Origin of the sequence: Bacillus rugosus, assembly GCF_023238245.1 — a bacterium.
Taxonomy (GTDB): Bacteria; Bacillota; Bacilli; order Bacillales; family Bacillaceae; genus Bacillus; species Bacillus rugosus.
This window is the reverse complement of the sequence record NZ_CP096590.1, coordinates 811,222-837,260: the sequence shown is the minus strand read 5'-3', so window position 1 is coordinate 837,260 and position 26,039 is coordinate 811,222. Positions and strand designations below refer to the sequence as shown.

19 protein-coding genes and 4 pseudogenes are annotated in these 26,039 nt (G+C 48.0%); 6 read left to right on the top strand and 17 right to left on the bottom strand.

The genetic code is table 11. The features are described from left to right. Positions 1 to 139 precede the first annotated feature (139 nt). Together ltaS1 and M0696_RS04165 are read right to left on the bottom strand one after the other, a co-directional pair. Positions 140 to 2,059 (bottom strand): lipoteichoic acid synthase LtaS1, encoded by a 1,920-nt coding sequence (ltaS1, locus tag M0696_RS04170; RefSeq protein ID WP_166853952.1) that lies wholly within the window; start codon positions 2,057 to 2,059, stop codon positions 140 to 142. A gap of 434 nt (positions 2,060 to 2,493) precedes the next feature. Beyond that, a pseudogene (locus tag M0696_RS04165) lies at positions 2,494 to 4,794 on the bottom strand (bifunctional cytochrome P450/NADPH--P450 reductase); the annotation flags it as partial. A gap of 3 nt (positions 4,795 to 4,797) precedes the next feature. On the opposite strand from M0696_RS04165, the pseudogene M0696_RS21105 reads away from it, so the two are divergent. Continuing rightward, positions 4,798 to 4,998 (top strand): annotated as a pseudogene (locus M0696_RS21105) (hypothetical protein); the annotation flags it as partial. Positions 4,999 to 5,037: 39 nt separating this feature from the next. Here the strand turns inward: M0696_RS21105 and M0696_RS04160 are convergent. Continuing rightward, positions 5,038 to 5,435, bottom strand: a pseudogene (locus tag M0696_RS04160) (cytochrome P450); the annotation flags it as partial. 149 nt (positions 5,436 to 5,584) lie between these two features. Between M0696_RS04160 and M0696_RS04155 the strand changes: the two are divergent. Then, positions 5,585 to 6,655: a DUF3900 domain-containing protein gene (locus tag M0696_RS04155; RefSeq protein WP_019257733.1), complete on the top strand. Its 1,071-nt coding sequence runs from the start codon at positions 5,585 to 5,587 to the stop codon at positions 6,653 to 6,655. Between the two features lie 34 nt (positions 6,656 to 6,689). Here M0696_RS04155 and M0696_RS04150 read toward each other — a convergent pair whose 3' ends face one another. Beyond that, positions 6,690 to 7,799, bottom strand: coding sequence for an FAD-dependent oxidoreductase (locus tag M0696_RS04150; RefSeq protein ID WP_222143769.1), 1,110 nt, complete (start codon positions 7,797 to 7,799; stop codon positions 6,690 to 6,692). Positions 7,800 to 7,958: 159 nt separating this feature from the next. Between M0696_RS04150 and yetL the strand changes: the two genes are divergently transcribed. Further along, positions 7,959 to 8,462, top strand: coding sequence for a transcriptional regulator YetL (gene yetL, locus M0696_RS04145; RefSeq protein ID WP_222143844.1), 504 nt, complete (start codon positions 7,959 to 7,961; stop codon positions 8,460 to 8,462). A gap of 23 nt (positions 8,463 to 8,485) precedes the next feature. Here yetL and M0696_RS04140 read toward each other — a convergent pair. The 4 genes and pseudogenes from M0696_RS04140 to M0696_RS04125 all read right to left on the bottom strand — a co-directional run bounded on the left by M0696_RS04140 (position 8,486) and on the right by M0696_RS04125 (position 11,423). Continuing rightward, positions 8,486 to 9,477, bottom strand: a pseudogene (locus M0696_RS04140) (DMT family transporter). Next, positions 9,477 to 10,121: a Bax inhibitor-1/YccA family protein gene (locus M0696_RS04135; RefSeq protein WP_166853956.1), complete on the bottom strand. Its 645-nt coding sequence runs from the start codon at positions 10,119 to 10,121 to the stop codon at positions 9,477 to 9,479. Before M0696_RS04135 ends, M0696_RS04140 begins: the two are co-directional and overlap by 1 nt. Positions 10,122 to 10,228: 107 nt before the next feature. Then, positions 10,229 to 10,396: a YezD family protein gene (locus M0696_RS04130; RefSeq protein ID WP_222143767.1), complete on the bottom strand. Its 168-nt coding sequence runs from the start codon at positions 10,394 to 10,396 to the stop codon at positions 10,229 to 10,231. 154 nt (positions 10,397 to 10,550) lie between these two features. Beyond that, the gene (locus M0696_RS04125; protein WP_222143766.1) at positions 10,551 to 11,423 is read right to left on the bottom strand and encodes an STAS domain-containing protein; all 873 of its coding nucleotides are present in this window, start codon (positions 11,421 to 11,423) and stop codon (positions 10,551 to 10,553) included. A 196-nt stretch (positions 11,424 to 11,619) separates the two neighbouring features. On the opposite strand from M0696_RS04125, the gene M0696_RS04120 reads away from it, so the two are divergent. The 3 genes from M0696_RS04120 (at position 11,620) to hmoA (ending at position 13,010) form a co-directional block, all read left to right on the top strand. After that, positions 11,620 to 12,129 carry a hypothetical protein gene (locus M0696_RS04120; RefSeq protein ID WP_248602536.1) on the top strand — a complete coding sequence of 170 codons (510 nt, stop codon included), beginning with the start codon at positions 11,620 to 11,622 and terminating at the stop codon, positions 12,127 to 12,129. Between the two features lie 94 nt (positions 12,130 to 12,223). Continuing rightward, entirely contained in the window at positions 12,224 to 12,586 is a 363-nt protein-coding gene (locus tag M0696_RS04115; protein WP_166853960.1) for a VOC family protein, read from the top strand. 100 nt (positions 12,587 to 12,686) lie between these two features. Beyond that, positions 12,687 to 13,010: a heme-degrading oxygenase HmoA gene (hmoA, locus tag M0696_RS04110; RefSeq protein ID WP_003239990.1), complete on the top strand. Its 324-nt coding sequence runs from the start codon at positions 12,687 to 12,689 to the stop codon at positions 13,008 to 13,010. Positions 13,011 to 13,049: 39 nt separating this feature from the next. Here the strand turns inward: hmoA and M0696_RS04105 are convergent, their stop codons facing one another. From M0696_RS04105 to rhgX, 9 genes are all read right to left on the bottom strand, one after another. Then, positions 13,050 to 13,745 carry a DUF421 domain-containing protein gene (locus M0696_RS04105; RefSeq protein ID WP_222143764.1) on the bottom strand — a complete coding sequence of 232 codons (696 nt, stop codon included), beginning with the start codon at positions 13,743 to 13,745 and terminating at the stop codon, positions 13,050 to 13,052. 113 nt (positions 13,746 to 13,858) lie between these two features. Continuing rightward, the gene (gene lplD, locus M0696_RS04100; protein WP_222143763.1) at positions 13,859 to 15,199 is read right to left on the bottom strand and encodes a family 4 glycosyl hydrolase; all 1,341 of its coding nucleotides are present in this window, start codon (positions 15,197 to 15,199) and stop codon (positions 13,859 to 13,861) included. Between the two features lie 8 nt (positions 15,200 to 15,207). Next, entirely contained in the window at positions 15,208 to 16,095 is an 888-nt protein-coding gene (locus M0696_RS04095; protein WP_166853963.1) for a carbohydrate ABC transporter permease, read from the bottom strand. Between the two features lie 13 nt (positions 16,096 to 16,108). After that, complete coding sequence (locus M0696_RS04090) at positions 16,109 to 17,065, bottom strand: ABC transporter permease (RefSeq protein ID WP_248602535.1); 957 nt, start codon at positions 17,063 to 17,065, stop codon at positions 16,109 to 16,111. Positions 17,066 to 17,119: 54 nt separating this feature from the next. Next, positions 17,120 to 18,628 carry an extracellular solute-binding protein gene (locus tag M0696_RS04085; RefSeq protein WP_248602534.1) on the bottom strand — a complete coding sequence of 503 codons (1,509 nt, stop codon included), beginning with the start codon at positions 18,626 to 18,628 and terminating at the stop codon, positions 17,120 to 17,122. A gap of 121 nt (positions 18,629 to 18,749) precedes the next feature. Further along, positions 18,750 to 21,323, bottom strand: a complete 2,574-nt coding sequence (locus M0696_RS04080) for an exo-rhamnogalacturonan lyase family protein (protein ID WP_222143761.1) — start codon at positions 21,321 to 21,323, stop codon at positions 18,750 to 18,752. Positions 21,324 to 21,367: 44 nt separating this feature from the next. After that, positions 21,368 to 23,362, bottom strand: a complete 1,995-nt coding sequence (locus M0696_RS04075; protein WP_222143760.1) for a beta-galactosidase — start codon at positions 23,360 to 23,362, stop codon at positions 21,368 to 21,370. Positions 23,363 to 23,367: 5 nt separating this feature from the next. After that, complete coding sequence (locus tag M0696_RS04070) at positions 23,368 to 24,021, bottom strand: rhamnogalacturonan acetylesterase (protein WP_014112969.1); 654 nt, start codon at positions 24,019 to 24,021, stop codon at positions 23,368 to 23,370. Between the two features lie 153 nt (positions 24,022 to 24,174). Next, positions 24,175 to 26,013 carry a rhamnogalacturonan exolyase gene (gene rhgX / locus M0696_RS04065; RefSeq protein ID WP_248602533.1) on the bottom strand — a complete coding sequence of 613 codons (1,839 nt, stop codon included), beginning with the start codon at positions 26,011 to 26,013 and terminating at the stop codon, positions 24,175 to 24,177. Between the last annotated feature and the right edge of the window lie 26 nt (positions 26,014 to 26,039).

The following is a 26,039-nucleotide window of genomic DNA, read 5'->3' as shown; positions in this document are numbered from 1 at the left end:
TTTCAAAATCTACTGTAATGATATGAGAGAAAGCCGGCCTTGGTGACCAAATGGAATCTATTTTTTCAAGTTGGTTATGTAACCAAAAAAAAAGAGCCTTGAGCGAAGGCAATGCGCCCGCTCAAGGCTCTTTCTCGTCTTATTTGATTTCTTTTTCCTTGCCGTAATGATAGTCAGACGGATCAACGGCTGTGAAATCGCTGAGTTTGTGGAATCTCAGCAAGTCTTTGTACAGGACACTGTCTGACAGACTCAGCTGCTGGTTCACTCTTGTTTTCAGATTCTTCGTTTCTTCATTCGCTTTCAGTTTTTCACCAGTCTTCGTATCGTAAATGACATTGTCGACAGATGTGTACTTCGGCGTCACGAAGTCTCCGTTTCTGAACGCCACTGTATCGTCGTGGTCTTTAGAGAATAAATCAGTACCAAAGTTGATATATTTCTGAGAATCAATTCCTTGTAAGTGCAGAAGTGTCGGCATGACGTCAATTTCGCCGCCATACGTATGGTTCACTCCGCCTTTAATGCCAGGAACGCGGATCATCAGCGGCACACGCTGGTTTTGCGCGTTTTGATAATCTGTGATCTCTTTTCCAAGAATTTCTTTCATCGCACGGTTATGATTTTCAGAAATACCGTTATGGTCACCGTAAATGACGATGACTGAGTCGTCATACAGACCGGCTTCCTTCAGCTCCTTGAAGAATTGCTCAAGCGCCTCGTCAAGGTAACGGGCTGTCTGGAAGTAATTGTCAACTGTTTTGTCACCGGTTGTCGCTTTTTTAATGGACGCATCTTCTTCATCCAGGTTAAATGGATAATGGTTTGTCAAAGTAATCAAATGAGCGTAAAACGGCTGTTTAAGAGATTCAAGTTTTGGAATCGATTCAGTAAAGAACGGCTTATCCTTGAGTCCCATATTCACGATGTTTTCATCTGACATATCATAACTGCTTGCGTCGAAGAACTTGTCATATCCGATATGTTTGTAAATCTGGTCACGGTTCCAGAACGATTTGTAGTCACCATGCAGGACGGCGCTTGTGTAGCCTTCCTTCTGATCCAAAATCGCCGGAAGCGACTGGTATGTGTTTTCGCCTTTCGTCACAAACGCGGAGCCTTCAGGAAGGCCGAAGATGGAGTTATCCATTGTCAGCTCGGCATCAGATGTTTTTCCCTGGCCTGTCTGATGGAAAAAGTTATCAAAATACGTCACATCTTCCCCACCGTGTGCAAGTTTATTCAAGAACGGCGTCACCTCTTCACCGTTCAGCTTGTAGTCAATCAGGAATGACTGGAAGCTTTCCAGATGAATCTTAATAATGTTTTTGCCTTTGGCAGAGCCGAAGTATTCAGCATTCGGTTTCGCATAATGAGACGTCGTATAATTCTCAACGCTTGTTAAATCGTCGCTGCTCGCGTAGGCTCTTTGCGTTTCTGTTTGAGCCGTCTGAACACCGTCATAAATGGTGTAATTGTAAAGACCTAAATATTTCACGATATAATTGCGGTCAAACGTTCTTGTCAACAGCTGCGGACGGTCTTTTTCCGCATAGTGCAGGTTAATGAAAAACAGTGCGACCCCGGAAAGAATCACTAAAGATGCAAAGCGTTTTTTCATTTTGTATTCTTTTAATTCAGGTCTCCAGATCAGTACCGCAATCAAAATCATGATATCTAAGAAATAGAAAATATCATGAGCGGCCATGATACTGAAAATCCCGTCTCCCATGTTTCCGACGTTGCCGGACTGTTTAATGTTCGGGAACGTCAAGAAATCGTCAAAGAAACGATAGAATAAAATATTTGCGTATAACACAAATGTCATTACGAAATCGATAATCAGCATGATAATGGCTGATTTACGCCCTTTCGCAAGCAAAGCCAGTCCTAAAAAGAAGACGGCGCTTGAGAACGGGTTAAATACCAGGAGGATCTCCTGGGTTGTGCCTTTTACCCCAAGATTGAACTCAGTCTTGTAGGATAAATACGTTTTTGCCCAAAACAGTATAACAGCCAGCACAAAAAAGCTAAGTTTGTAAGAAAAAAGTTTCTTCATGGCAACCTCTACTTTCTTAAACACTTTAAGTCTTCATTCATATTTACCTGCTCTTTATCCTGCCTTCCAATTCCTTCTTTGCAAACACAATCAAGGCCTCACACCATAAATAAATACACCGCGGCAAGCCGGAATATTTATGCTTCGCACCATACCAATTTTAGTACAGCCATTTCGACCAAACACTGGACGAAAGAAGCCTTCATTTCGTTTCACATTTTTTCTCGGAAATAAAAAAAGGGTTTCTTTTGTCATGTGTGCCTTTGAAAAAAGAAATAGATACCGAATATAAGAATAACATAAACTAGCAAAAACGAAAAATAGGTTTTGCAGAAAGCCCGCCCTTCCGGCGGACTGTGGCTATTGTATGCACTCATGTTTAACACGATCACAATTTTCGAAAGGGCAAAAAAAAGACTGGATGTCTCCAGTCTTTACAGCCCCGACCAAACATCTTTTGCATATATACCGGTATCCTGCAGATGTTTCAGCCAGTTTTGTGCCTCTTGTTCACCGGTGCCATGGACAGACTGATACGCTTTTTGCAGTGCTGCCTCCACATCTGGGGCCATTTTGGTGCCGTCGCCACATACATAGAGCCTGCCTCCGCGATCAAGAATCGAAATTAATGTTTCTGCATGGCCAGACATGAGATGCTGGACATACGTTTTCGGCATGCCTTCTTTTCGGGAAAAGGCTGTGTGGACAGTGACGATTCCGTCTTTTTCAAACTGCTCAAGCTCATCACGGTAAATAAAATCACGATCATTCCTGCAGCCGAAATAGAGATGTGCTTCACCGAGGGCTTTTCCCTCCCGCTTTAAAGCTGCGCGTGCTTGGAGGAAACCGCGGAATGGCGCTACCCCTGTGCCCGGTCCGACCATAATGATTGGGGTTTCCTGGTCTTCCGGAAGCTGAAACCGGGATTCCGGTGTGCGGACAAACATCACGACGTCATCCCCCGTCTTGCGTTCAGCTAAGTAATTTGAAGCCACACCTCTGTATTCGCCAAGGCCGCTCCAAGCAGGGCCTCGCACAACACCGACTGTAATGGATGCTTGCTCAGGATTCACCCTTGGAGAGCTTGAAATCGAGTAATATCTCGGTTTTAACGGCCGTAAAAGCTCTAAAAATCGTTCAAACGGCATGTCGCACGCTTCATATTTTTCAAGCAAATCGAGCATTGAAATCCGCTTTTTCAATATTTGTTCCTGGTAGACACCCTCTGCCGTCAGATCTTCTAATTCGCGTTTATGCGGCGGGCAGACTGTAAATGCCGCCAGCTCACGTATTTGCGCCCTTGTGGCGGCTTCTTGCACCTCGACGCTGTAGCTGAGAAGATCATGCAGGCTGACAGGACGCCCTAATGGCAGATGCCCCGCACTGCGCCCGCTTGCCGACAATGTCACTTGGTCGGTTCCCTTCAGGCCGAATCTGTGAAGAATCCGGCTGACATTGGTTTGGCTGTTCCTCGGCAATACGCCAAGGTGATCGCCCTCCCGATATTCAACATCCGGCGGCAATGTGATTTCGATATGGCGGGTGCTGCGATCACTGTCTGCGGACTGGAGTTCACGATTTTCGGCAATGGATGCGTGAGAGGCTTCGTACGATCTAGCCAGCGGAGACTCGCCTAACCCTCTGACAAACTGAAGGCTCAGTGTGCTTCGTTCCTTATCGGCGTTTTCATTAAGCTCAAGTCCGAATGCTTTGATGGCGTCTGTCCACATGCTTTTTTTCCACTCGTCAAGCTGCCCTTCAAAATCACCGCTAACATCCCCCTCTCCGCGCGCAGAAAACCGAGTCGCGCCTTTCTCCGCAAGCTGCTCATCAATGAATCTCGGCACGTACTGGTACGTGCTCGCCCAGTTGTGGTCACCGCAGCCAAATACCGCGTAATGGACGCCTTCAAGCTCACCCGGTTTGATTTCTTGAAGCCACTGCACGAACTGTCCGGCATTGCTTGGCGGTTTCCCGTTATAAGACGAGGTCACAATGACAACCGCTCCCTCTTTCGGCAGCTTTCCAATCCGGTCGTTCAGAGGTGCCACTTCAGTCCTTACGCCATGAAGACTGGCTGTATCGGCAAGCTCGCGGGCTACGCCTTCTGCGGTGCCGGTATCAGATCCATACAGCACGAGAAGCGGGCGGTTGTTAAGACCGATAACCGATGCGCCCTTTGTTTCCGTTTTCTCTTTTTGCTCATCAGGCGCCGCTTTTTCAGCTGCCGGAACGTCCGCATGATTGGCTTCCTGATTTCGTGTTTGAACCCTGATACGAAAATCGCCCGGCTTGAGTGTTAAGGTTTGTTTGATATCAAGCTCATAATTCTCATGATCAATTAACGTGAAATATTTTAAAACCATGCCCAGCACAAGTGAAGCTTCATGAAGGGCAAACTGCATGCCGATACAGGCCCGCTGTCCATTTCCGAACGGTTTGTACGCATGATGAGGCACTTGGTCCTGATGTTCAAACCGTTCTGGACGGAATTCTTCAGCGTCCTCTCCCCAAGCGTCTTGATCACGGTGAAGCTGCGGAATCAGCACAGAAATTCTATCTTTGGTTGTAATCGGATACTTTCCGCCAATGACTGTGTCTTCTTTTGGATAAAGGCTGAAAGCCGGAGCCGTCGGCCATAAGCGCAGTGATTCATTTAAAATCATCCGTATGTATTTCAGCTCGAGCACTTGTTTATAGGTCGGCGCTGCACCCGTCAGCACCCGGTCGACCTCTAGAAATGGGCCAGGCTCAATCCTAATGAAGCAGTCGATGTCCCAGGGGATATGACCCGGCTGACGCTCGACACAATTGGGCTGTGCGGGTTTGACTATCGCTTTAACAGCTACTACAGAGAAACGCCCCACCCGTTTATCAACAGCATGGTGCGGGCGCTGGATGAAGCGATGCACCAGATGCAGCGTCTTGATTTTCAAGATAACCCTGTTTCCGGATCTTCCACATTCAGCATGCGGGCAAGCAAATCCTGAATAAGCTGAACAGCGATATCGACCATTTTCTCATGATAATCCTTCATGGCCCGCTGGCTGAACGTCGGCATCAGAATGTTGTGCGCTTTTCTCCAATTAGGTTCATGCGTCCAGCTTGTAAACAATCCGTCACCGGAAAACGCACGAACCTTCTCCAAGGCGCCTTCAATGCTTTTGTCGAATCGCTCTTCATCACACACTTCTTTCACCAATTCGTGGCCGGACACCACAATCGTCGTGCCCGCAGGTGTATGGATTTGAAAAATCGGGCCCTGCTCTTCCGCCAATTTGATCAGCGACAGTGTTGGTTTGTCTTTATCAATTAAAGGCAGATTACCGAGCGGCCCAAACGTCTTCGGCTGAGGAATCGGGCTTGTTTCCTTCATCGAACCATTCCTTTCCGTATGAAATACCTTCTATCTGACTACATTTCCCTTTCATGGTCATGATTATTCCGTTCTCCCAATTGACGCATGATCGCTGTTTTTTCTATACTTGAGAAGCTGTACAATACGCGAATAAGGTGAGTTCATATATGGATTTTGAAATTCGGTTTTTATCCTTTTATGTCATACAGGTGGAAGGAAAAGATGAGCAGGCGAACAAGCAGTTCAAACACTTCCAGACCCTTGATACGGGTGAATTTGAAGAAAGCGAGCTGAAGGACTTTCTCGACGGTGAGCTGAAAAAAATCGTCAAACGCAAAGCCGACCGCCATCCGCAGTCCGAGCAGGTGCCGACGAAAATCGGCCATTTTATCGTCGAGCCCGGCCACGAGCTTGATTCCAACCCGAACTACAACATGTTCAACCGGGCGCGCCTGGCGGAAACAAAAGAAGACTTTAACGAGCTGAGCGAGCAGTTCGTCCGCACGTATCTTGACACGAGTGCGGTCCGCGGCGGCGTGTTCCTCGTCGCTTCAGCCGTGCCGAGAAAATACTTCGACGAGTCATTTGTCTTCATTATGAAATGTGATTTCGAGCCAAAGGTCGCCCGCATTTCAGACGCGTCTTCTCTTATTAAAAAAGTCGAAATGGCGATTACTACAAAAAACATGAAAAGCATCCAATACCCGTTCATGCCGGAGGAAGGGATGGTCGAGGAAGGCGAGCTGAAAATCCACCAAGCCTCGCACGCCCGCTATTTCGAGGACTTTTTGAAATTCGTCGAGTACGGAGAATCAATGCCGGAAATCATGAAAAACCAGGTCATGAACATGGTGCAGGAGCACGTCTACGAGACATTTGAAGACAACAGCGAAGAGCTCAAGCAGTTCGAGCACGACATCGAAATATGGGAAGCAAGCGAAAAACGGGAAATCCAAGAACGCCTCGACACCCATCAAGTCATCGAAGCCTCCGCCCAAATCATTGAGCACACGCCCGAGGCCCAGCTGAAAATGAAAGTCGGAGAAACCGAGATTAAGGGATTGCTAGCGGATTTTGGCGATTCGATTCATCTCGCAAAAGTGAACGGGCGCTATGTCGCGCTGATTGAAGCCGAGACAATTTCGTTTGAGAAGGGCAGTTCTCCGGTGGAGTTTTATAAGCCTGAGGGGCTGCATGAGGTGATTGAGCGGATACGCCACAAAACAGAGCAAGAATAAAAAGTCCAGAAATCACTTTCTGGACTTTTCCTATTTAGTACCCTTCCCTCAACACCGCATAGCACTCCCTAATCAGTTCTTCCGCTCCCGGCTCTCCTCTCAGCCCGCGGCGGACGATTTCTGAAGATAGGTTCTGGACTTTGAGCGCTCGCGGGGCTCTTCTTTCGTAATACGCATGAAATGCGGTTTCGATGTCGTCGTGGTTTTTGAGTTCTTCGGCGAGGACGATGGCATCCTCGATGGCCATTGCCGCTCCTTGTGCCAAGGTCGGCGCTCCGGCATGGGCGGCATCTCCTCCGATGACGACGCGGCCTTTGTACCATGGCTCCTGCACTGCGACCTGTTCCAGTTTGTTAAACATGACAGGATGCTCTTTTGACATATGCTTTGTGACAAAATCCAGCCCCGGAAAGCTGGAAAGAATCTCTTTTACTCTATCAAACCGGGTATCTTCTTTATCCCAGTAATCGCTCGTGCAAGGCTGGAGAACGAAGACATAGCCGGCGTGTTCCGCCAACGGCACGACGCCAATTTGTGTGTCTCCGCTTCTATACATCAATGTCGCGTCCTCAAATGTAAAATCAGGAAGCTCGATATAAAAGCGCCACGCCCCCATGCCGAGGTGCTCTTTTTCTGTTCCCTTATGCAGCATCTTATCGCGAACAGCGGAGTGAATGCCGTCAAAGCCTGCCAGAATGTCAGCCTTCATCTTTTCTCCGTCTTCACATACGGCAGTAACCGAATCAGCCGTTTCTTCATAGGTGACCACCTTTTTCCCCCACTTGATATGTACACCCGCCGCCTCGGCATGCTTAATAAGAATGTCATTTAGCGTCTTTCGCAGGATATTATTTCGTCCTGGAAGTGTATCGTCTAAAAAGGATTCACTGACTTGAGACAGCAAATCCCCCTGTGCATCAAACGTTTTAAACCATTCTGTTTGAAAGCCGTGCTTACAGCAATCTTCGAATACGCCCAGTTCTTTCAACACCGCCAGTGCGTTTTGCGGCTGAAGAATCCCCGCACCTGTTTTTCGGTTTTCTGAAGCCGCTTCACATAAGGTGACGGAAAACCCTGCTTTACTAAAGGAAATGGCCGCTGATAATCCGCCGATTCCGCCTCCCGCTATCAAAATATGTTTCATATCAATAACCACCTTTTCAGTTCTCTATGTGGTTAGGCACCTAACTATATTACCTTACTATGTCCGGTGAAAAGCTGTCAATCATCTCCAAGCCAAGTTGCGTTATGGTTTTCCCTCCTTTATAATCATGTCACAACGAACGTACAGGAGCTTATTATGATGGAATTAAAACATTTACCGAAATATAAGCATATAACAGAGCACGCCGAGACGTATGCCAATATTGATGCCGGCTCTCTTGAATTGTTTTTATCTCTTTTTGATATCTCAAAAAAAATGAATCATGTGATGGAGCATTATTTCGCAGGCCGTGGGCTGTCAGAGGGAAAATTCAAAATCCTGATGCTGCTCTTTGATGCCAAGGACCACACGTTAAGTCCGACAGAGCTTGCAAAGCAGTCAAACGTCACGAAAGCAACGATTACAGGACTGCTGGACGGGCTGGCGAGGGACGGTTTTGTCAGCCGCAGGCATCACACAGAGGATAAACGAAAAATCAGCATTGAACTGACAAAGGAGGGCAAAGAACGGCTGGAGCAATTTCTGCCCGGCCATTTCAGCAAAATCTCCGCGGTGATGGAAAACTACAGCGATGAGGAAAAAGACATGTTCGTGAAGATACTTGGTGATCTTTTTGAAAAGCTAAGCGTGTTTAAAGACTAAAAAACCCGTCCGGCCAGGACAGGCTACAGCGTCTTTTCTTTTGAAGCCGGATACGTATCCGGCTGTTTTTTCTTTATGACCGTAACAAATATGCCGCTGATGACACATGCAATTCCGATCAAATGCACAAGCTCAAACGGCTCCTTCAATATCACACCTGACAAAATAACAGCAGAGACCGGAAGAACAGATGTGAAAATGCCCGACACTCCCGCCGGCACCTTCGTCACCCCGCTATACCATAGGTAAAACGCCAAAACGGTCACAAAAAGCGCGTAATACAGCACATACGACCAATCCAAAACAGTCGGCACGCTGAAATCAAATGAAGAGGCCTCAAACAAAGCAAACGGGAGAAAAAACAGGAAGCTGAAGCATGATACGAAGGTCGAAATCGCCAGTGCCGAAATATGCGGAGATAGCAGCTTAGCCATCAATGTAAACAACGCTTCGCCAATGACTGCAGCAATGATCAGCATGTTCCCGAATAAGGCGTGCGGCGTCCCGTCTTGGCTCCCCGCACCAAACAGATTAATCGCCATTACGCCGCAAACCGCCAGCAAAATGCCGATCAGCGTCTTTTTCTCAATTTTTTCTCTAAGCAGGAAAAAGGATAAAATCCCGATCACCATCGGGGTTGTGCTTGTCAAAATGCCGCTTTCCGTTCCTGTTGTATATTGAACCCCATACAGCAGGCAAATACTGAACAAAAACACACCTGTGAATGATTGCACCAGTAATACGAACACATCTTTTTTCGTCAAAGCCGGAAACCCTTTTTCAATGCAAAACAGCAGTGTCAGCAATACGATAGAAGCCAGCAAAAAACGCAGTCCCGAGGATAGAAAGACAGGAATACGCTCGACCATGAGTTTTCCTACGACGACAGAGCTGCCGACGATTGCCATGGCCGTTCCCAGGGAAATATATGCGCTTAATTGATTTTTCATCACAACATCACCTGCCTTTTTATGTATGACGAAAAGCGCCTATCCAATGACAGGCGCTCTCTGATTAATCATCACTGCTCAAAATGCCAAAGAAGCGAAGCAGGTTGATGAACAAGTTGATAAAGTCAAGGTACAGCGATAATGCCATAACCGGAATTAAGTCTTCCGTAATATGGCGGTGTTTGATTTGGTTCAGATCATACAAAATGTAAAGGGAAAAGACGATGGTTCCGATAACGGAATACGCCATCATTGCCGCTGAGTTTAACGGGCTGAAAATATTGAAAATGCCAACCGCCACCAGCGCGAGAACCGCTACCAGCAGAAATGACCACAGGAAGGATAAATCCTTCTTCATTTTTGCGCCGATTGTGCCCAGAACGGCAAAAATGACAAATGTAGAGCCAAAGGCTTCAAGCACGACATAGGCGCCGGCGATGGAAGCGTAGTGGCTGACGATCGGAAATAAGGTAATGCCTGAAACAAACGCGAATGTATATACAAACGCATATCCGACCGCTTTTCTTCTGCGCATCCAGAAGGCCAGAATAATCATCCCTACTTCAAGAATAGAAAGCGGGAGCATCAAAGCGATAGGAACAAATTGGCCGATAAAAAGACCGACAGTTGCGATTAACAGTGTGAAAACAAAGACTGTCAAAATGCGCTGCATGATCGATTGCTTACTCTCGTGAACCGTAGCTTGCATGTCAAAAATCCTCCTAAAAAATGATCTTAAAGGTTTATTATATAAAAATTGGATGAAATATGTATATGTTTTAAGGAGAATTTAATGAAAACAAACCCTTTACGCTCTTACTTCGTTTCTCTCCTTTTCAAAGAAAATCGGTGCTTTTCTATTTTCTCTATTTGGGTCACCTGAGAATCATGAACCGTAATCTGAACGGTGCCGAAATCGAGCGTTTCCAGCGAGCTGATTATTTTTTCAATGACTTCCGGATCAATGGTTGATTTTGAAACCAAAAGACCTTCCCCCCTGTTGAGTACGTTTTAATTCACAGTATTCTTATAAGAATTATAATATTATGTTTTTTTTGATAAATCAATGGTGATTTCTGTTCAAATCAAAAAGGCATATGATCACCCGGTGACGGACAATCATATGCCTGGAAACTTCCTATTTGTTTGCTTCCAATTCCTCAACAATACAGCGGACGCCCATATTTTCTAATGCCTGCTTCAGCGTGCCGTACGTTTCATAATCACTGAAATCAAGCCCCAATTGAATCGATGTCTGGGCCACGTCTGGGCGAATCCCTGAAAATACAGCTTTGACGCCTAGCAAGAAGAGCGTTTTTGACAGGTTGTACAGTTGCTGCGCGACCATGGTATCCACAATTGGAACACCCGAGAGATCAACAACAAGGCTTGTGATTTTTCTCTCGATACAGCGGACCGGCACTGTTTCTAAAATGACCTGTGCCCGTTTCGTATCAATGGAGCCGATTAGCGGCAATATCCCGATGCCATCCGCAATGGAAATCACCGGGCAGCCCAGCTCAGAAATCAGCTCCTGCTGAGACGTGAGCCTCATCAGCATAAATTTTTGGTACTGCTCGGAAAATTCAATAATCAGCTTATCGAACGATTGATTCACAATGCGGTTCCATCGGTCGGCATCCTCATTTGTGACGATATCCTGATTCTCTTTTATAAACGCCACGACTGCATCCCAGAATGAGATTCTCGAGTTTGATATGGCTTCTACGACCTCATGCACCTGAACATCTTGCTCTACCCTGTTTTTCGCAACAGTTTGCGCCCATTTTGTCATATTTTCTTGAAACTCGGTTTGATCCTCTAGAAACGCACTTGCGATTGTTATATTGGTAAACGTATGCTGCTCGGTTAAGAGCTGTTTCGTTTCCGCACTTAAATTATCGGCCGAATAAAGCTCGCCTTTCAGCTGACATCGCAAACTGAACCATTTCTCGGTAATCCCCGCAGTATTGTCTATGATATATTGATATAATAATTGATCGATATTCACGGTCTGTCTCCTTTTTCATAATAGAAGCTCTTTCATTATAAAATGATACATCGGAATTGTGAATGGGACTAGGAAAAAATCAAATGATTCTGCTCCCTGAACGCATTCCAGTTTCAACCGTAGGCGAATGCACCAATAAACGTCCGCATGCATAGACTGCAAGTGTACAGTTTACATTGAGAAAGGACGTTATCACATGTATTATGTTGATCCTTATATGTTTGCCGGGCATTTTTATGATCCTTGGCCTGCTTTTGAATATGAATACCGTTATCCAGATGGTTACCCATGGTCTGGCATTGGCGGCGGTGCTACTCCTGGCATCGGCGGCGGCGCTGTTCCTGGCTTCGGCGGTGGCGCTGTTCCTGGCTTCGGCGGCGGTTCCGGCCCGGGCATCGGCGGTGGCGCTGTTCCTGGCTTCGGCGGCGGTGCGCCGCAGGGACCCCCGCCTTCACAAAAGCCGGCGAAACCGAAAAAGCCGCAGAGCCCTCAGGGAGTCGCTTATTTAGTTGAACCTGTTGCCATTCAGCCTTGCCTCTTTCGGTTTACCTATGTTTGGTTAACCAACGGCAGCTCTTTTTGGTTCTATCCGATCATTCTTGGCAGAAGATCAGTCGGCGGCTTTTACTGGGATTCTTCACGGCGCCGCTGGATTTATTTCGCCTTAGACACAAATCTGATAGATGTTGTGAGCTGCTCATATTAATCGAAAATCAGTCGGTTTTTCCGGCTGATTTTTTATGTTACTTCGGCCGTGAATAGGTTATAGTATCATTATCTTTCAAATTGGAGGTTTCCCTATGATCAAACAAATTGGCACTGTTGCTGTATATGTTGAAGACCAGCAGAAAGCGAAGCAATTTTGGGCGGAGAAGGTTGGCTTTGATATTGCGGCGGACCACCCGATGGGACCTGACGCAAGCTGGCTGGAGGTTGCGCCAAAAGGAGCCCAGACTCGTTTAGTCATTTACCCAAAAGCCATGATGAAAGGCTCTGAACAAATGAAAGCTTCCATCGTATTTGAATGTGAAGACATCTTTGGTACATACGAGAAAATGAAAGCAAACGGTATAGAATTTCTTGGTGAGCCCAATCAAATGGAGTGGGGCACCTTCGCTCAATTTAAGGACGAAGACGGCAATGTATTTTTATTAAAAGAATAACGATGCGACGGCGGCTTTATACCGCCGTGCACTTTCTTTGACATTGAGAATGAATTTCATTTACAATTATTCATATATGAGAATGATTGGAGAGAGACAGATGTTTGTTCAGTTGAGAAAAATGACGGTAAAAGAAGGCCATGCAGACAAAGTCATCGAACGTTTCAGCGCTGAAGGAATCATTGAAAAACAAGAAGGTTTAATCGATGTGACAGTGCTTGAGAAAAATGTCCGCCGCGGTGATGAGGAAGTCGTTGTCATGATTCGCTGGGAATCCGAGGATCACTGGAAGCAATGGGAAAAAAGCGATGCACATATCGCCGGCCATAAAGCGAACAAAGGCAAACCAAAGCCTGACTATCTGATCAGCACTGAAGTGAGCATGTATCATGTAAGAGCTGTTAAACAAGGGACTCATGAATAACGAAAAGAGCTTGCAACAGCTGCAAGCTCTTTTTTACGGTCACGATGAACTGTTTTCTTCATATGGGATGACATAAAGAGGCTGGTTGGCATGCCATTCCGCATATAAGACGTCCTCAACCTTTTCAACTCCGCGCTTTTGCAGTGATTGCTTCAGCCATTGTTCATCCACACCCGCTTCCACCAGGTTATCAAACACAATCTCCCCATCAAGAATTAACGTAATCGGCAAAGATACATCCTTTGTCGAAAGATTCATGTCTTTTCTGGTCGGCTTATCGAAATCGGCTTTCGGTAGCACACTGATCATCCCGTTTGTTTCCAGAATCGCATATTCCACTTCCTGAATCGAAAAGCAGCCTTTTTGCCTCAGGAGGCTTTGCAGCTGATTAATATCGAGTTTGTTTTTCTTCAGCATCTTGTATTTCAGCTTTCCTTTATGAATCACTATATTCGGTTCGCCTTCTAGAAACTTTCTGGTCCCTTTTAGTTTTTGTGTAATCAATTCAATCAAAAAAATAAGCAATCCCCATAGGAGCGAAGCAAAAATAATTTCTTTAATCTTGATTTCATGATCATAGACGGCATTTCCAACCAATTCCCCTAAAATTAAAGCAGAAATAAAGTCAAACGGGGTGAGTTGAGAAAATTGGGTTTTCCCAAGAAACTTCAAAATGACAAATAAAATACCGAGACCGCAAACTAATTCTATTGCTACATTCAAATAATCTCCCACGTTGATAGCACCTACTTCTTAAGAGCTACTACCATTATGGTCAACTGCATTATTTCTAAACCGGAACTGCAGATTTCGATAAAAAAGGCAGCCCGTCCGCTGGCTGCCGTTTTTCACATCGTTTGGTGCTTTGCCAGCATGTCATCGAAAAGCTGCTCTGCATCACTGCGATCAATTGTGACAAGCGGATCATTGAGGAAGGCTTGAAACGCGAGGCCGCGATCCTTTGTTAAACCGGCTTCCGCCACTGCCTCCTGATTGGATACGTGCCTAGCCGCAATCATTTCCACACCCTTTGGCAGCGCTCCGGAACAAATCGGCTGAACACGGTTGCGTGTGATAAGTGCGTTTGTTTCAACAATCGTTTGCAAAGGAAGATTGGAAACTTGGCCTTGATTCGGCACATTTACATTCGTGACGAGTTCACCCAATCCAAGAAGAGCCGCTATGATGTTCACGCCTTCTTCTCCTGAGGCTTTCCCGGCAACGCCCCGTTTTTGCACGATTAATCGTTCTGTTTCTTTTCGCTTCTCATCTCTGTCCTGTTTTCTGAATGATACAGATGTAAGATGAAATTTCCATACCTCAGGCTGTTTGAGATATGGGCCGGGAAGAAACTCTGCCAGATGCCTGTCACCCGCAGCCGGGATGGCACCATACATTTCAAATAAATCAAACGCAACACGGTGTGCCGAACGAAAGACGCTGTCTCTCCAGCTTTCCCCCTCCAGCTCATACCCTGATTCTCCATAATGCGCGCTTAATTCATGGAATACAGGCAGCAGGTCCATATGGCGGTAAGAGGCTTCCGTGATCCATGTGAAATGGTTAATGCCGAGCACATTGACGCGGATATCTTCGCGCCGCAGCACCTCTATTCCCAGCCTTTCTGTGACCATTTCCGCCAGCAGCTTTTGCGTGCCGAATACCTCATGGCAGCAGCCAATGGCTTTGATGCCCGGAAACACTTTATACAGCACTCTTGTACAGACAGACATCGGATTTGTATAATTTATGACCCATGATTCAGGTGCATAGTCTCTTATGGCCCGGGCAATTTCCGCAAACATCGGAACAGCCCGCAAGCCTCTGCTGATCCCGCCCGGCCCGACTGTATCACCGACAGACTGATAAATGCCGCAGCGCTCAGGCAAGTGGACTTCAATTTCCATATCGTCCAGTGAACCCGGCAAAATGGAAATAATGACGATATCCGCGCCCGATAACGCCTTTTTCAAAGTAGAAACCGCTTCGTACCTCCACCTGCCGTCTCCGCTGTGATTGCCGATCACTTCATTTTTCTGAGCAGCTTCAAAATCAAGATCATAGAGCGCCACTGTGCCTGACATCCGTTCATCAATCGACAGATCACTCATCAGGCTTCTGGCCCAGCCTTGAGACCCCCCGCCGATATAGGCAATTTTAATTTGATCCAATGTACTGATATGAAACACTCCCTTTCTCAGCCTTTCACTGAACCGATCAGCATTCCTTTTGCAAAGTGTTTTTGCAAGAATGGATAGACAGCCAAAATAGGCAGCGTCGCAATGACAATGACGGCGAGTTTTATTCCCTGCTCCGGCGGAACGGTATTTTGCATCGTATCGCCATTGGTCGCCGTTAAATCCGATAAGATTGTGACTTGCCGGAGCACCATTTGCAGCGGCCATTTTGCACTGTCATTGATATATAAGAGAGCGTGGAAGAAATCATTCCAAATCCCGACCGCATAAAACAGCGCAAACGTCGCAATAACCGGCTTTGACAGCGGCAGGGCGATCCGCCAGAAAACGCCGATTTCAGAACAGCCGTCAATTTTGGCCGATTCCTCCAGCTCGCGCGGCAGCTGCTGAAAGAAGTTTTTGATAATAATAAGATTGAACGGATTAATCGCCATTGGCAGAATCAATGCCCAATACGTATCCAAAAGGCCGAGTGATTTCACGACAAGGTACGTCGGGATCATGCCGCCGGAAAACAGCATGGAGAAAATCACCAGGTTCAACAGCAGATTCCGCCCCCTCACATGCCGCTTCGCAAGCGGATACGCCATCGTGAAGGTGAAAAACAGCTGGACAGCCGTCCCGACCACAGTGATGAAGATCGATACGCCCATGCTTCGAATGAACGTCGGTGTCGAAAACACGTACTTGTAAGCATCGAGTGTAAAGGTTTTCGGAAAAATAAAGAAGCTGCGCTGGGCGAGTTCCGCTTCTGTCGCAAAGGAACCGGCGATAATGTACAAAAACGGCAAAATGGTAATCGCGCCGACACCGCCGAGAAACAGAATGTTGCAGACATCAAACACCCGTCCGGCTTTTGTGTTGTGCATCGTGTGAATTTCAGCCATACCTCTCCCTCCTCTAAAACAATCCTTCCTGATCAAACTTTTTCGCAATGTAATTGGCGCCGAAAATCAAGATAATCCCGACAACCGATTTAAACAAACCGACCGCTGTGCTGTAGCTGTACGCGCCTTGGGTAATCCCCATCATGTATACATACGTGTCAAAAATGTCAGCCACGCTGCGGTTGAGCGAGTTCGTCATCAAATACACCTGTTCAAAGCCGAGATTCAAAAAGCTGCCGATTCTTAAAATCAACAAAACGATAATGGTGCTTCTGATTGCCGGCAGCGTAATATGCCACATTCTCCTGAACCGGCCCGCTCCGTCCATAATGGCGGCTTCATACTGCTCCTGATCAACCGTCGCCAGCGCAGCCAGAAATAAAATCGTTCCCCAGCCTGTCTCCTTCCAGATGCTTTGCATCACAATCATCGGCCGGAACCAGTCCGCGTCCGATAAGAAAGAAATCTGCTCACCTGTCAGGTTCATAATCAATTTGTTGATCACACCTGTATCGACAGTAAAGAAAACAAAGGTGACGCTGACCACGATTGTCCATGAAACAAAATGGGGCACGTAAATAAAGGTTTGGATGCATCTTTTATACACGGCCTTTCTCACCTCATTCAAAAGCAAGGCCAAAATGAGAGGCGCTGGAAAGGCAAATAAAAGGTCCAGGCTCGCCAGCATGAGGGTGTTGCGCAGCAGCCGGAAAAAATCCGGGTTCATAAAAAAGTCTTTGAAATAATCAAAGCCGACCCATTCGCTTTTCCAGAAGCCGAGATATGGCGAATAGTCTTTAAAAGCGATCAGCACGCCCCACATCGGCAAGTATTTGAAAATCAAAAAATAAAGCAGACCGGGAATAAGAAGAAGATAAAGCCATTTGTCCCGTTTGAGTGCAGCCATCCAGCTGATGCCTTTTCCAGCAGTGAGAACAGGTGAATCTCCCTTCTTCGGCACTGTTTCCATATCTGTTCTCCTTTCGTGGTACCGGTGCGCCCGCCGAACGGCAGGCACATCGGTTTATTTTGACGATTGATACAATTTGTTCAAGTCCTTCATCAGGTCATTGCCGCCGCTTTTTTTCCAAAGCTCCACCGCATCCTCGAACCCTTTTTCATCAATTTCTCCAATGATAAATTGTGTTCTCGCGTCGAGAATAATGTTGTCAAGCTGGGCTCCTTTTTGGGTATAGACATCTGATACAAGCGACTCAGCCGGGTTAAAGACAGCTATTTTTTCTCCTTCAGTTATGATGTCTTTACGATGCTGAAAGAGCTTTGTTTTCTGGTCTTCGATGTAATATTCGCTTTTCGGAATCGACATGCTGAACTGCGCCAAGCCTTCATGCTCATACAGGAGAGACTTGTTGTTTTTTTCAAGCGAGGTGAATACGCCGTTCTTGAGCTCGTAATTGCGGCCCTCCACTCCGTTGTTCGTGAGAATCTGCGCTTCCTTATCATTCATCTTATCGAGGAAGGACAGCACCTCTTTCAGCTCTTTTTCGGTTTTGACGCTTGATTTTGGTATCGCGATCATGCCTGAATAACCGGATGTCGGGAAGGTGCGCTTGCCATTCGGCCCCTCAAGCGAGCCGACGATATCAATCACATCCTTGTTCGACTCATCCGCCTCCTCCATCGCGCTTTGGATTTGAGACGCTCTGGAGCCGGTATCAACGATGATCCCCGCTTTTCCTTTCACAACCGGATCATTCCACTTCGCTGAATCCATGACCGCAAAGTCCTTATTGATCAAGCCCTCATCATAAAGCTTTTTAAAAAACTTGAGCGCATCCATGTATTCCTTCGTTGTAAAATCAGGAATCAGCTTTCCGTTTTCAACGCCGTAGCGGTTCGGAGCGCCGAACCAGATTTGCAGAACATCCCACGGGCTTCCGTTGCCAAGCCCCATCCATTTCGGCACGACCATGCCGTACGTATCATCCTTGCCGTTTCCGTCAGGATCTTTTTCCTTAAAGGCTTTCAGCACTTCATAGAAATCATCAATCGTTTCCGGCATATCCAGACCGACGTTTTTAAGCCAGTCGGTTCTGATGATCATACACGCTCTGATCAGGTCCCTCGTTCTGTAGATTCCGTACACCTCGCCGTTCACCGAGCTGTTCTTCAAAATCTTTTCATCTGCCTGGCTTAAATTCTTGTAGTCTTTTAAATAAGGAGACAGCTCCCAAAATGCCCCTGCTTTGACAGACTTGATAAAGCCGGCTGATTTATCTTTAATCACAATCGCATGAGGCATCTCTCCGGAAGCCATGACGATGTTGAATTTGTCGTTGTAGGATGAATCAGGCACCCATGTGACCTTAATCTCTTTGCCTGTGTATTTTTCGAGCGCTTTTAATGAAGGGCTCTTTTCACTCGGGCTTTCCGGCGATAAGAGCGGCGCCATAATTTTAATCGTGTCTTTCGAACCGCCTGCTGAACTGGATGTTTCCGAATGGCTGCATCCGGCGATCATCATGGCAGCGAGCGGCAAGGCCAGCCATTTTTTTCGCATTCTATTTTTCATGATGCGTAAGTCCCCCTTTTTTCAATTTGCATTTCCCCTTTGCCCCTCCTAATATAAAGCGCTTACATAAATTCTTGCAATCTTCATTTTTTGCACCATTTCTCCTATGAAATTCCGTCTGTTATCCTTTTTTGCCGGATGTATCTTTTTTTGCTGGAAGGGAATCTCCAATCAGTTCCAGCGCTGCTATGACGTTCAAACACCATTGAGAGACGGTGTTCGTTGTCACCCACGGGAGCTCCTCCAGCTGCGTCCATGTCTCAATGCGCTCTGGTTTGATCGGTAGCGGCGTATGGCTCAGCTTATCGTCGAGCAAAAGATTCCACGCTTTGGCGGCGAGCTTCTGATCTTGTTTGTTTCTTGCGGCGTAGGCAGTCATGGCAGCGGCAAACATCGGCCAGTGAAAATGCCTGTCATGAAGCGCGCCCCCGCTTTTTTTCCGTTTTTCATCATCACTGAGTGTGTAAAATTCGCCGAATTCACTCAGCATTTCCTCCCATTCCCGGTCATCAAGAAGCTCAGCCAGCTCCATCCACACTTGCGGCGCGCCGAAGGCAATGATCATATGATATCCGCCCGCTATGCCGTCTCCCATGTGATGAAGCATCGAGGTCGCCGGATCATATTCAAATGTCGGGCCGGATAATAAACGGAGCGGGAGCCGCTTCAGACAGCTGATGCCCGTTTCGATTTTTTTGAGATATTCGGGATTTTCGGTCCGCTCCCATTCCGCCAGCCAGTTCGAGCAAAACGCCGCCCAATCCGGTCCCGTTCTGGCGTGGGTCGGGTACTTCCCTTTCTCGTAAAAAGCGCGCATCGGATCGGTTTTGACGAGGGCGTAATCGGCGTCCTTTACTTCTGTCAAAAGATCTCCCGTCCGCTCATCTCCCGTCAGATAATAATAAAATTTATAAAGCCCGGCCATGCTGATCCTCGCTTCCTTGCAGCCGCATCCCCAGTGAACAACATTATGCCGCGAGCCAAGTCCTGCGTATTCCCCGAGGTGAAAGCTGTCCGTTTCGCTAGTGTGGCGGGTCATGGCTTCTGCCATGCGGAAAATATCCTCTCTGCCTGAGCGGAAAAACGCCTGCCACAGCCATAAGGTCGGAACGAGCTCATTATTTTGCCAAGCATACCCGCCGAGATCATACCGCCACATATGCCGGATCGGGTCATACGTATGCATGACATCGCCATAATCCCAAAACCCGTACCATCTGCGCTGCTCGACTTCCTTTTTGTAAAATAGAAATGCGGCGTCGAGCTGTTCTTCCAGCTCTTTTTTGAACGGATGGGATGTGTCAATGACACTCCAAACTCCCAGCGCCCTTGATTCGTAATAGATCTCCGGCTCACATACAAGCAGCGGCGGCGCCTGCCATTTGTCAGCGAGTGCATGAAGAACATCATCAGACGGCGTGTGTGAAAAACAAGACAGGCTGATTTCATTTGTGTTGGCAATGCCGGTCGGGTCAGCGCGCATTTCATCAAAGCCTTCATACGCGCTGGCTACATGGGTGTTTCCTGTATAATGCCGCAGATCCATTGCCTCTCCGTCCGGGGGCCAAAACCAGACGGTCATTTTTGGATGACTGCCGGCAAGGCCTGTGATTTCCAGTGCTGACGGATATTTCTCAAAAAAATACCGCAGGCCAAGTGCCATTCCGCCATTCTCGCCGCCCGCATAACAAAGCCCCTTCGCCCGGCTGCCATGCAGCATGCCAACCCACGCATAATCTTTTCCGGTCCGTTTTGACAGGCTGTAATGATCGCTGGAATCCTGCACGAGCTTGACATCGTTCCAAACCGCGTTCTGTATACCGTGAGCAAACCATTCCTTGTGCTCTTCACTTTGAGACAGCATTTCGCCATTGATTTGTTTTTGATAAAGCGGATACCTTTCATTAAATTTACGCGTGCCAAACAGCTGGGCTGGTTCTTTGTACATCCCTTTCTCTCCCGCAAAACGGAAATGGCGGTTGTATGGCTCCCCTTTCAAAAAAAGGTCGAACACTATGCCAAGCCCCTTAATGAATTCTTGTTTACCGTTCCTGTCAATCAGCTGCGTATGTACGATGCCGACTTCTGACAGCCCGGCATAGAACGTCAATCGGACCATAAACGGCAGCCATTCTTCATTTGTTTTTTTGAGGATATGCACGCCCTCTATTTTGATTACTGTTTTGACAGGTCCTTGCATCTCAAGCGCCGCACGTTTGATGAGGCTGACAGACGTTTCACGAAAAAGAACCGTTTCCGCCGCCGTCTCTTTTCTCGTTTCTCTTATGGCAACGAGCCTCCCGCCTGCGGCGATCGGCTTTCCGTTAATCTGCAATGATTGAATAAGATCGGAGCCTGTTTTATGGATGGTACAGACGAGCGTTCCTGTATCCACTTGGATGTCATGCTTTGACTCTTTGATGCTGAGCGTTTCACCTGGCTTCAGGGCTTCTCCTTTTTGCACTGCAAAGCTTTGATGGTCCTGTCCGCTGAACACTGCCGCGTGCTTCGTCCACTTGATGCTCCCGTCCGGCCAATAGGCCGACGGTTCGCTTTGCACAAATTGGCTTTCCGCGTTTTCATTCACAAGCGCCAGACGGTCACCCTTTTTCAATTCTCCTTTTTTCCATGGCACGCCCCACGTCACACCGCTTGTCACCTTTGGCTGTTCTGATAACCATTTCATCTTTTTCATCAGTTCTCTCCCTCCATAGAAAAAAGCTGATTCGATGCAAAGAATCAGCTGTGATTGTCAAACTGAATCACACGGTATTCATGCGGTCCGACCGCCAGCCTCCCCGCTTTTTCCGAACGGTTCGTCAACAAATCCGTTCCCGCTTCCGGCAATGTTACGCTTCCGCCTTTTCCATCCATATTCACGATGACCCACACAAGGCCGTTATCGCCTTTGCGAGGGGCAACGATCGTGCCGGGTGTCACATCCGACCGAACGGAAATGGCTGCTTCAGCGACATAATGCCTGACGAGCGCTTCCAGCATCGCATCCCCTTTTTTCCCGGATGGAAGCGAGCCGAGCATGACGATTTTTCCCTTGCCGTGCTTCCGTTCTGTCAGAAAAGCATGGCCTGCTGCCGGTCCTGACTCAACCGTGCCTAGGGTGTTTCCGTTCTCTGTATCAAACACCGCGCTCCACAGCCCCAGTGGCGCCGTGATGCCAAACGCTTTCCCTGTATTCGCATCCTCGTTCATTGGAAAGATAAACAGCGTTTTGATCCCGGCTGTTTTCTCAAGTTCGCCAAGCCCGCAATCGGTATGAATTGTATGCTCGCTTGAGCGTCCCCCTGTCAGCGGTCCAACAATCCAAATGCCTCCAGCTTCAGCGAATGCCGAAGCTTTTTGGATAAAATCCGAAGACAGATACGGCACAAATGGCGTAAACAGCAAGCGGTAGCCGTCCAGTGGAACGCCTTCCGGAATGAGGTCACGGTGTATCCCCGTGTTAAGAATACACTCATAAAAATGGGTCACAAGCGTACGGTGCTGGAGTCCCCGGTGAGGCTCCGTTTTGATAAATGCTTTTGCTCTGTCGGAGTACGTCATCGCTGCCTCGGCTTGAACGGGCACAGTCGATAAAATCACCTGTTCGATGTCCTTTCTTGCCCGCTCGACTGCCAGCACGTTCTGATAGCCCACGGTCGGCTCGCCCCAGGCACTGAGAACCGAACCGTGTGAAATCTCGCTGCCCGAACGCTGCTGGCGCCACAGCCAATAGCAAAAACCCTCGCTTCCTAAGGCGTAGGAAGATACGGCTTCGGCCTGTAAATACCCATCGGCATGCGGAAACGCGGAGCTTTCGAGCGAGGCGGCATACGACGGACTCGTTTCCAAAATCCAAAACGGGCGCCCTTGCTTCAAGTTCCTCCACAAATCACAGTTCAATACAAAAGCAGAAGCGTTTTCCTGCGAAGCGTACGTATCATAGGAGGCAAAATCGAGATTCCGAAACATCCGCTCATTGTCCACGCTGAACATGACAGAGCCGTTATGCGTGATCGGCGCATCCGAATAGCAGCGGATGATTTTGGCCTGTTCATCCGCAAATGAAGCGATCATCTCCATCGAAAACAGCTGATACATTGTGCTTAGAGAGGCGTGATGCAGAAACGGGGCTGGCCCCGGCTGCGGCACTTGCTCAAACGTCTGGTAGGTTTCGCTCCACACATTGGTTCCCCATGCCTCGTTTAACCGCTCAATCACGCCATAGCGGTTTCTGAGCCAGTCATGCCATAAGTGCAAGCACGTCTCACACATGCATTCTGCAACATGGCATTTAAACTCATTGTCGAGCTGCCAGCCGATCAGTCCCGGGAGCTGGCCAAGCTCCTTGGCGATGCTTGTGGTGATGATGGCGGCTTTTTTTCGGAAATACGGGTTGTTCGTACAAGCATGCTGACGGGAGCCATGCCCCATGACCTCTCTTTTTTCGTTTACATGCATACGCTCCGGCCGGCCGTGCGACAGCCAAATCGGCGGAGTAGGCGTCGGCGTGCACATGATCGTTTCGATGCCGTTATCATACAGCCGGGTGATGATCTCTTTGAAAAAACTGACGTCAATTTTTCCTTCTTCCGGTTCCATGACGGACCAGGCAAATTCGCCGATCCGCACAACATTCACGCCAACTTCACGCATGATGTCAATGTCCTGCTGAATCGTCTCTTCATCCCATAGTTCTGGATAATAGCAAGCACCGTGATACAGTTTTCTCCTCACATTTTTCACCCTTCTTTGATGATCGATTCTGTCAATGGCAGGCCGAGCTCCTTTATGCCTTTTGCCACAAGTTTCGCCATTTCATTTGCGCCTTTTTTTGTAAAGTGCGTGTAATCGTTCATTCCTTCTGACACCATAAAATAGGTGTACACTTTTTCCTCGCCCTTCTCGGTAAAGAAAGCAAGGCTTTTCTCCATCAGATCAATGAGCTGGACATTCTCCTCAGCAGCCGTCTGCTTCATGGCAATGCAATAATCAGGAAAGTCGTTCAAAAACACGCCGTTTTCATAATGAAAGCGGGCTACAGGGGTAATGAGAAGCGGATGGGCACCTTTTTCCCGCGCGCCTGCGATATATTGCTTTAAATATTGTTTATAGGTGGTATAGGGCTCGGTGTAGCGCTCCGGCTTATTTTTCGATGCGTCATTATGGCCCATCTGCACAAACAGCCAGTCACCCGGCTCAATCACATCAAGAATCGCCTGAAGCCTGCCCTCTTCCACAAATGTTTTCGAGCTTCTTCCCCCGATTGCTCTGTTGATCACTTGGATATGCTCCGGCAGATGCGAGCCGAGAAACTGCCCCCAGCCCCCTTGATTTGTGCTGTCTCCATACGTTTGAACAGTCGAATCGCCTGCAAGATAAATGTGATTTGCCATTTCTCATTCCCCCTCGTTTTTTCGTTTCATATGGCATCAATCATGGACAGCTCTTTCCTTGAAAAACCGGTGAGTTCAGCGCCTGAACATTGGTCGTCCTGGCTTTGATAAGTCATCTTGTCGTACTGTTCAGCCTTTGCTTCGTAGTTCCTCCTATAGCGGCGCCTCCGCTTTGCTGCCCGCTATGTACAGGGCGGGCTTCGGCGGTTTTTTCATTCCCGTTCCAAGATAAAAACCCGTGTGCGGCGGCTGGTTGTAGGCGGTGTTCTGCCAAGCGATGCCGAGCCTGTAAACCGGATCATGCATCAGCGTGTAAAAACGATGGCGGGTGAGATGTGTCGTTGTATAGATGCGGAGCTCGCTGCTGTCTTCCGTTCTCCATATCACTTCTTCCCGCCAGTCTCCGAACAGGTTGGCTTGAAGAACAGGATTTCCCTTTGTGCCGTTGTTAGACAGCACGCCGTCCGGCTGAAAAATCGTCTTCAGACAGCGGTTTTCAGCATCCCATTTTTCAATCTTCGGCCTGCCGATTGTTCCGTTCCAGTCATGATCGAGCAGCTCCCTGACCAAGTCGCCGTCCCACCAGATGGCAAAATTGGCTGAGGCGGGCGCTTTGTCACTGATTTTTTCTCCTTTGCTCGTAAAAAGGCCGTATGACATTCCGTCATTGCCCGGCGGATCGATTCCCCAGACAAGCGATCCTTTGTAGTTTGGGTCGATATGAGCCGCCATGCCCCTGCCAACGTCAGTTCCCGCATGAACACCCCACAAAATCTCGCCGGTTCCGGCATCACGCAGCGACAGTCCATACGGCTTAGAGGCATCCTCATGCACCTGAAACACTTCAAGCCCTTTTCGGGACGGATCCAGATCTCCTACATGCATCGCGTCTCCGTGCCCGAGCCCCGTTGTGTATAAGCCTATGCCGTCATGATCGACCGCCATGGCGCCGTAAATGATTTCATCCTTCCCGTCTCCGTCAACATCCGCCACACTCAAGCTGTGGTTGCCCTGCCCTGCATACGCTTCATGGCCCGGCTGATTGGAATCAAATATCCAGCGCTTCTTGAGCCTTCCGTTTCTGAAATCGTATGCCACAAGTACCGCTCTCGTATAGTAGCCGCGTGCCATCACAAGGCTCGGCCGCTCCCCATCCAAATAAGCGATCCCAGCGAGAAAACGGTCCATGCGGTTTCCGTAGCCATCTCCCCAATCCTCCAGCTTGCCGCGGGGCGGTTCATATTCCACAGTCGTGAGCGCTTCACCGGTCTCTCCTTTAAACACAGTCAAATATTCCGGACCAGACAGGATTCTGCCCTGTTCGTTCCTAAAATCAGCATGCTCATCGCCAATGATGTGCCCTTTCCCGTCTGTTGTGCCGTCGGCTGTTTTCATAGCGATTTCTGCTTTTCCGTCACCGTCCAGGTCATAGACCATAAACTGGGTGTAATGCGCGCCTGCTCTGATGTTTCTGCCGAGGTTGATGCGCCACAGTAAGGTGCCGTCCAGTTTATAGGCATCTATGAGAACCTCCCCGGTATATCCGTCATGGGCGTTGTCTTTTGAATTGGACGGGTCCCACTTCAGGATGATTTCATATTCTCCATCCCCGTCCACATCTCCGACACTGGCATCATTGGCGCTGTAGGTATACGGCTTTCCGTCCGGCGTCACGCCGCCTTCCGGTTTGTTAAGCGGAACCTTTAGGACATTTTCCCGCCAGACGGGAGCTTCTTTGGACAGCTTCTCTTCCCGTCCTTTATTGACAGCCGCCACCTGATAAACAGAGTCCGCCGTTCCGTTTTGATCGAGAAAATTGGTGCTTTCCGCGATTGGTTCACGGGTAATCCGCTTTCCATCCCGATAAAGGTGAAAAACCGTCGTCTCATGATCCGTTCCTAGAAAACGCCAACTGACAAACACGCCCTGCTCTGTCTTGACCGCAATTAAGCCTCTGGTCAAGTATTCCATCTGCCTCTTTTTTGGTTTCATTTTATTGGGAACGGGCTGCGCGCAGC

Bases quoted from the DNA above. Each gene is read 5' to 3' on its own strand.
- ltaS1 (WP_166853952.1), bottom strand. From the start codon at position 2,059: ATGAAGAAACTTTTTTCTTACAAACTTAGCTTTTTTGTGCTGGCTGTT.
- rhgX (WP_248602533.1), bottom strand. From the start codon at position 26,013: ATGAAACCAAAAAAGAGGCAGATGGAATACTTGACCAGAGGCTTAATT.
- M0696_RS04155 (WP_019257733.1), top strand. From the start codon at position 5,585: ATGGATTTTGAAATTCGGTTTTTATCCTTTTATGTCATACAGGTGGAA.
- M0696_RS04150 (WP_222143769.1), bottom strand. From the start codon at position 7,799: ATGAAACATATTTTGATAGCGGGAGGCGGAATCGGCGGATTATCAGCG.
- M0696_RS04095 (WP_166853963.1), bottom strand. From the start codon at position 16,095: ATGGCTGAAATTCACACGATGCACAACACAAAAGCCGGACGGGTGTTT.
- M0696_RS04115 (WP_166853960.1), top strand. From the start codon at position 12,224: ATGATCAAACAAATTGGCACTGTTGCTGTATATGTTGAAGACCAGCAG.
- M0696_RS04070 (WP_014112969.1), bottom strand. From the start codon at position 24,021: ATGGCAAATCACATTTATCTTGCAGGCGATTCGACTGTTCAAACGTAT.
- M0696_RS04090 (WP_248602535.1), bottom strand. From the start codon at position 17,065: ATGGAAACAGTGCCGAAGAAGGGAGATTCACCTGTTCTCACTGCTGGA.
- M0696_RS04085 (WP_248602534.1), bottom strand. From the start codon at position 18,628: ATGAAAAATAGAATGCGAAAAAAATGGCTGGCCTTGCCGCTCGCTGCC.
- M0696_RS04120 (WP_248602536.1), top strand. From the start codon at position 11,620: ATGTATTATGTTGATCCTTATATGTTTGCCGGGCATTTTTATGATCCT.
- M0696_RS04135 (WP_166853956.1), bottom strand. From the start codon at position 10,121: ATGCAAGCTACGGTTCACGAGAGTAAGCAATCGATCATGCAGCGCATT.
- M0696_RS04080 (WP_222143761.1), bottom strand. From the start codon at position 21,323: ATGAAAAAGATGAAATGGTTATCAGAACAGCCAAAGGTGACAAGCGGT.
- yetL (WP_222143844.1), top strand. From the start codon at position 7,959: ATGGAATTAAAACATTTACCGAAATATAAGCATATAACAGAGCACGCC.
- hmoA (WP_003239990.1), top strand. From the start codon at position 12,687: ATGTTTGTTCAGTTGAGAAAAATGACGGTAAAAGAAGGCCATGCAGAC.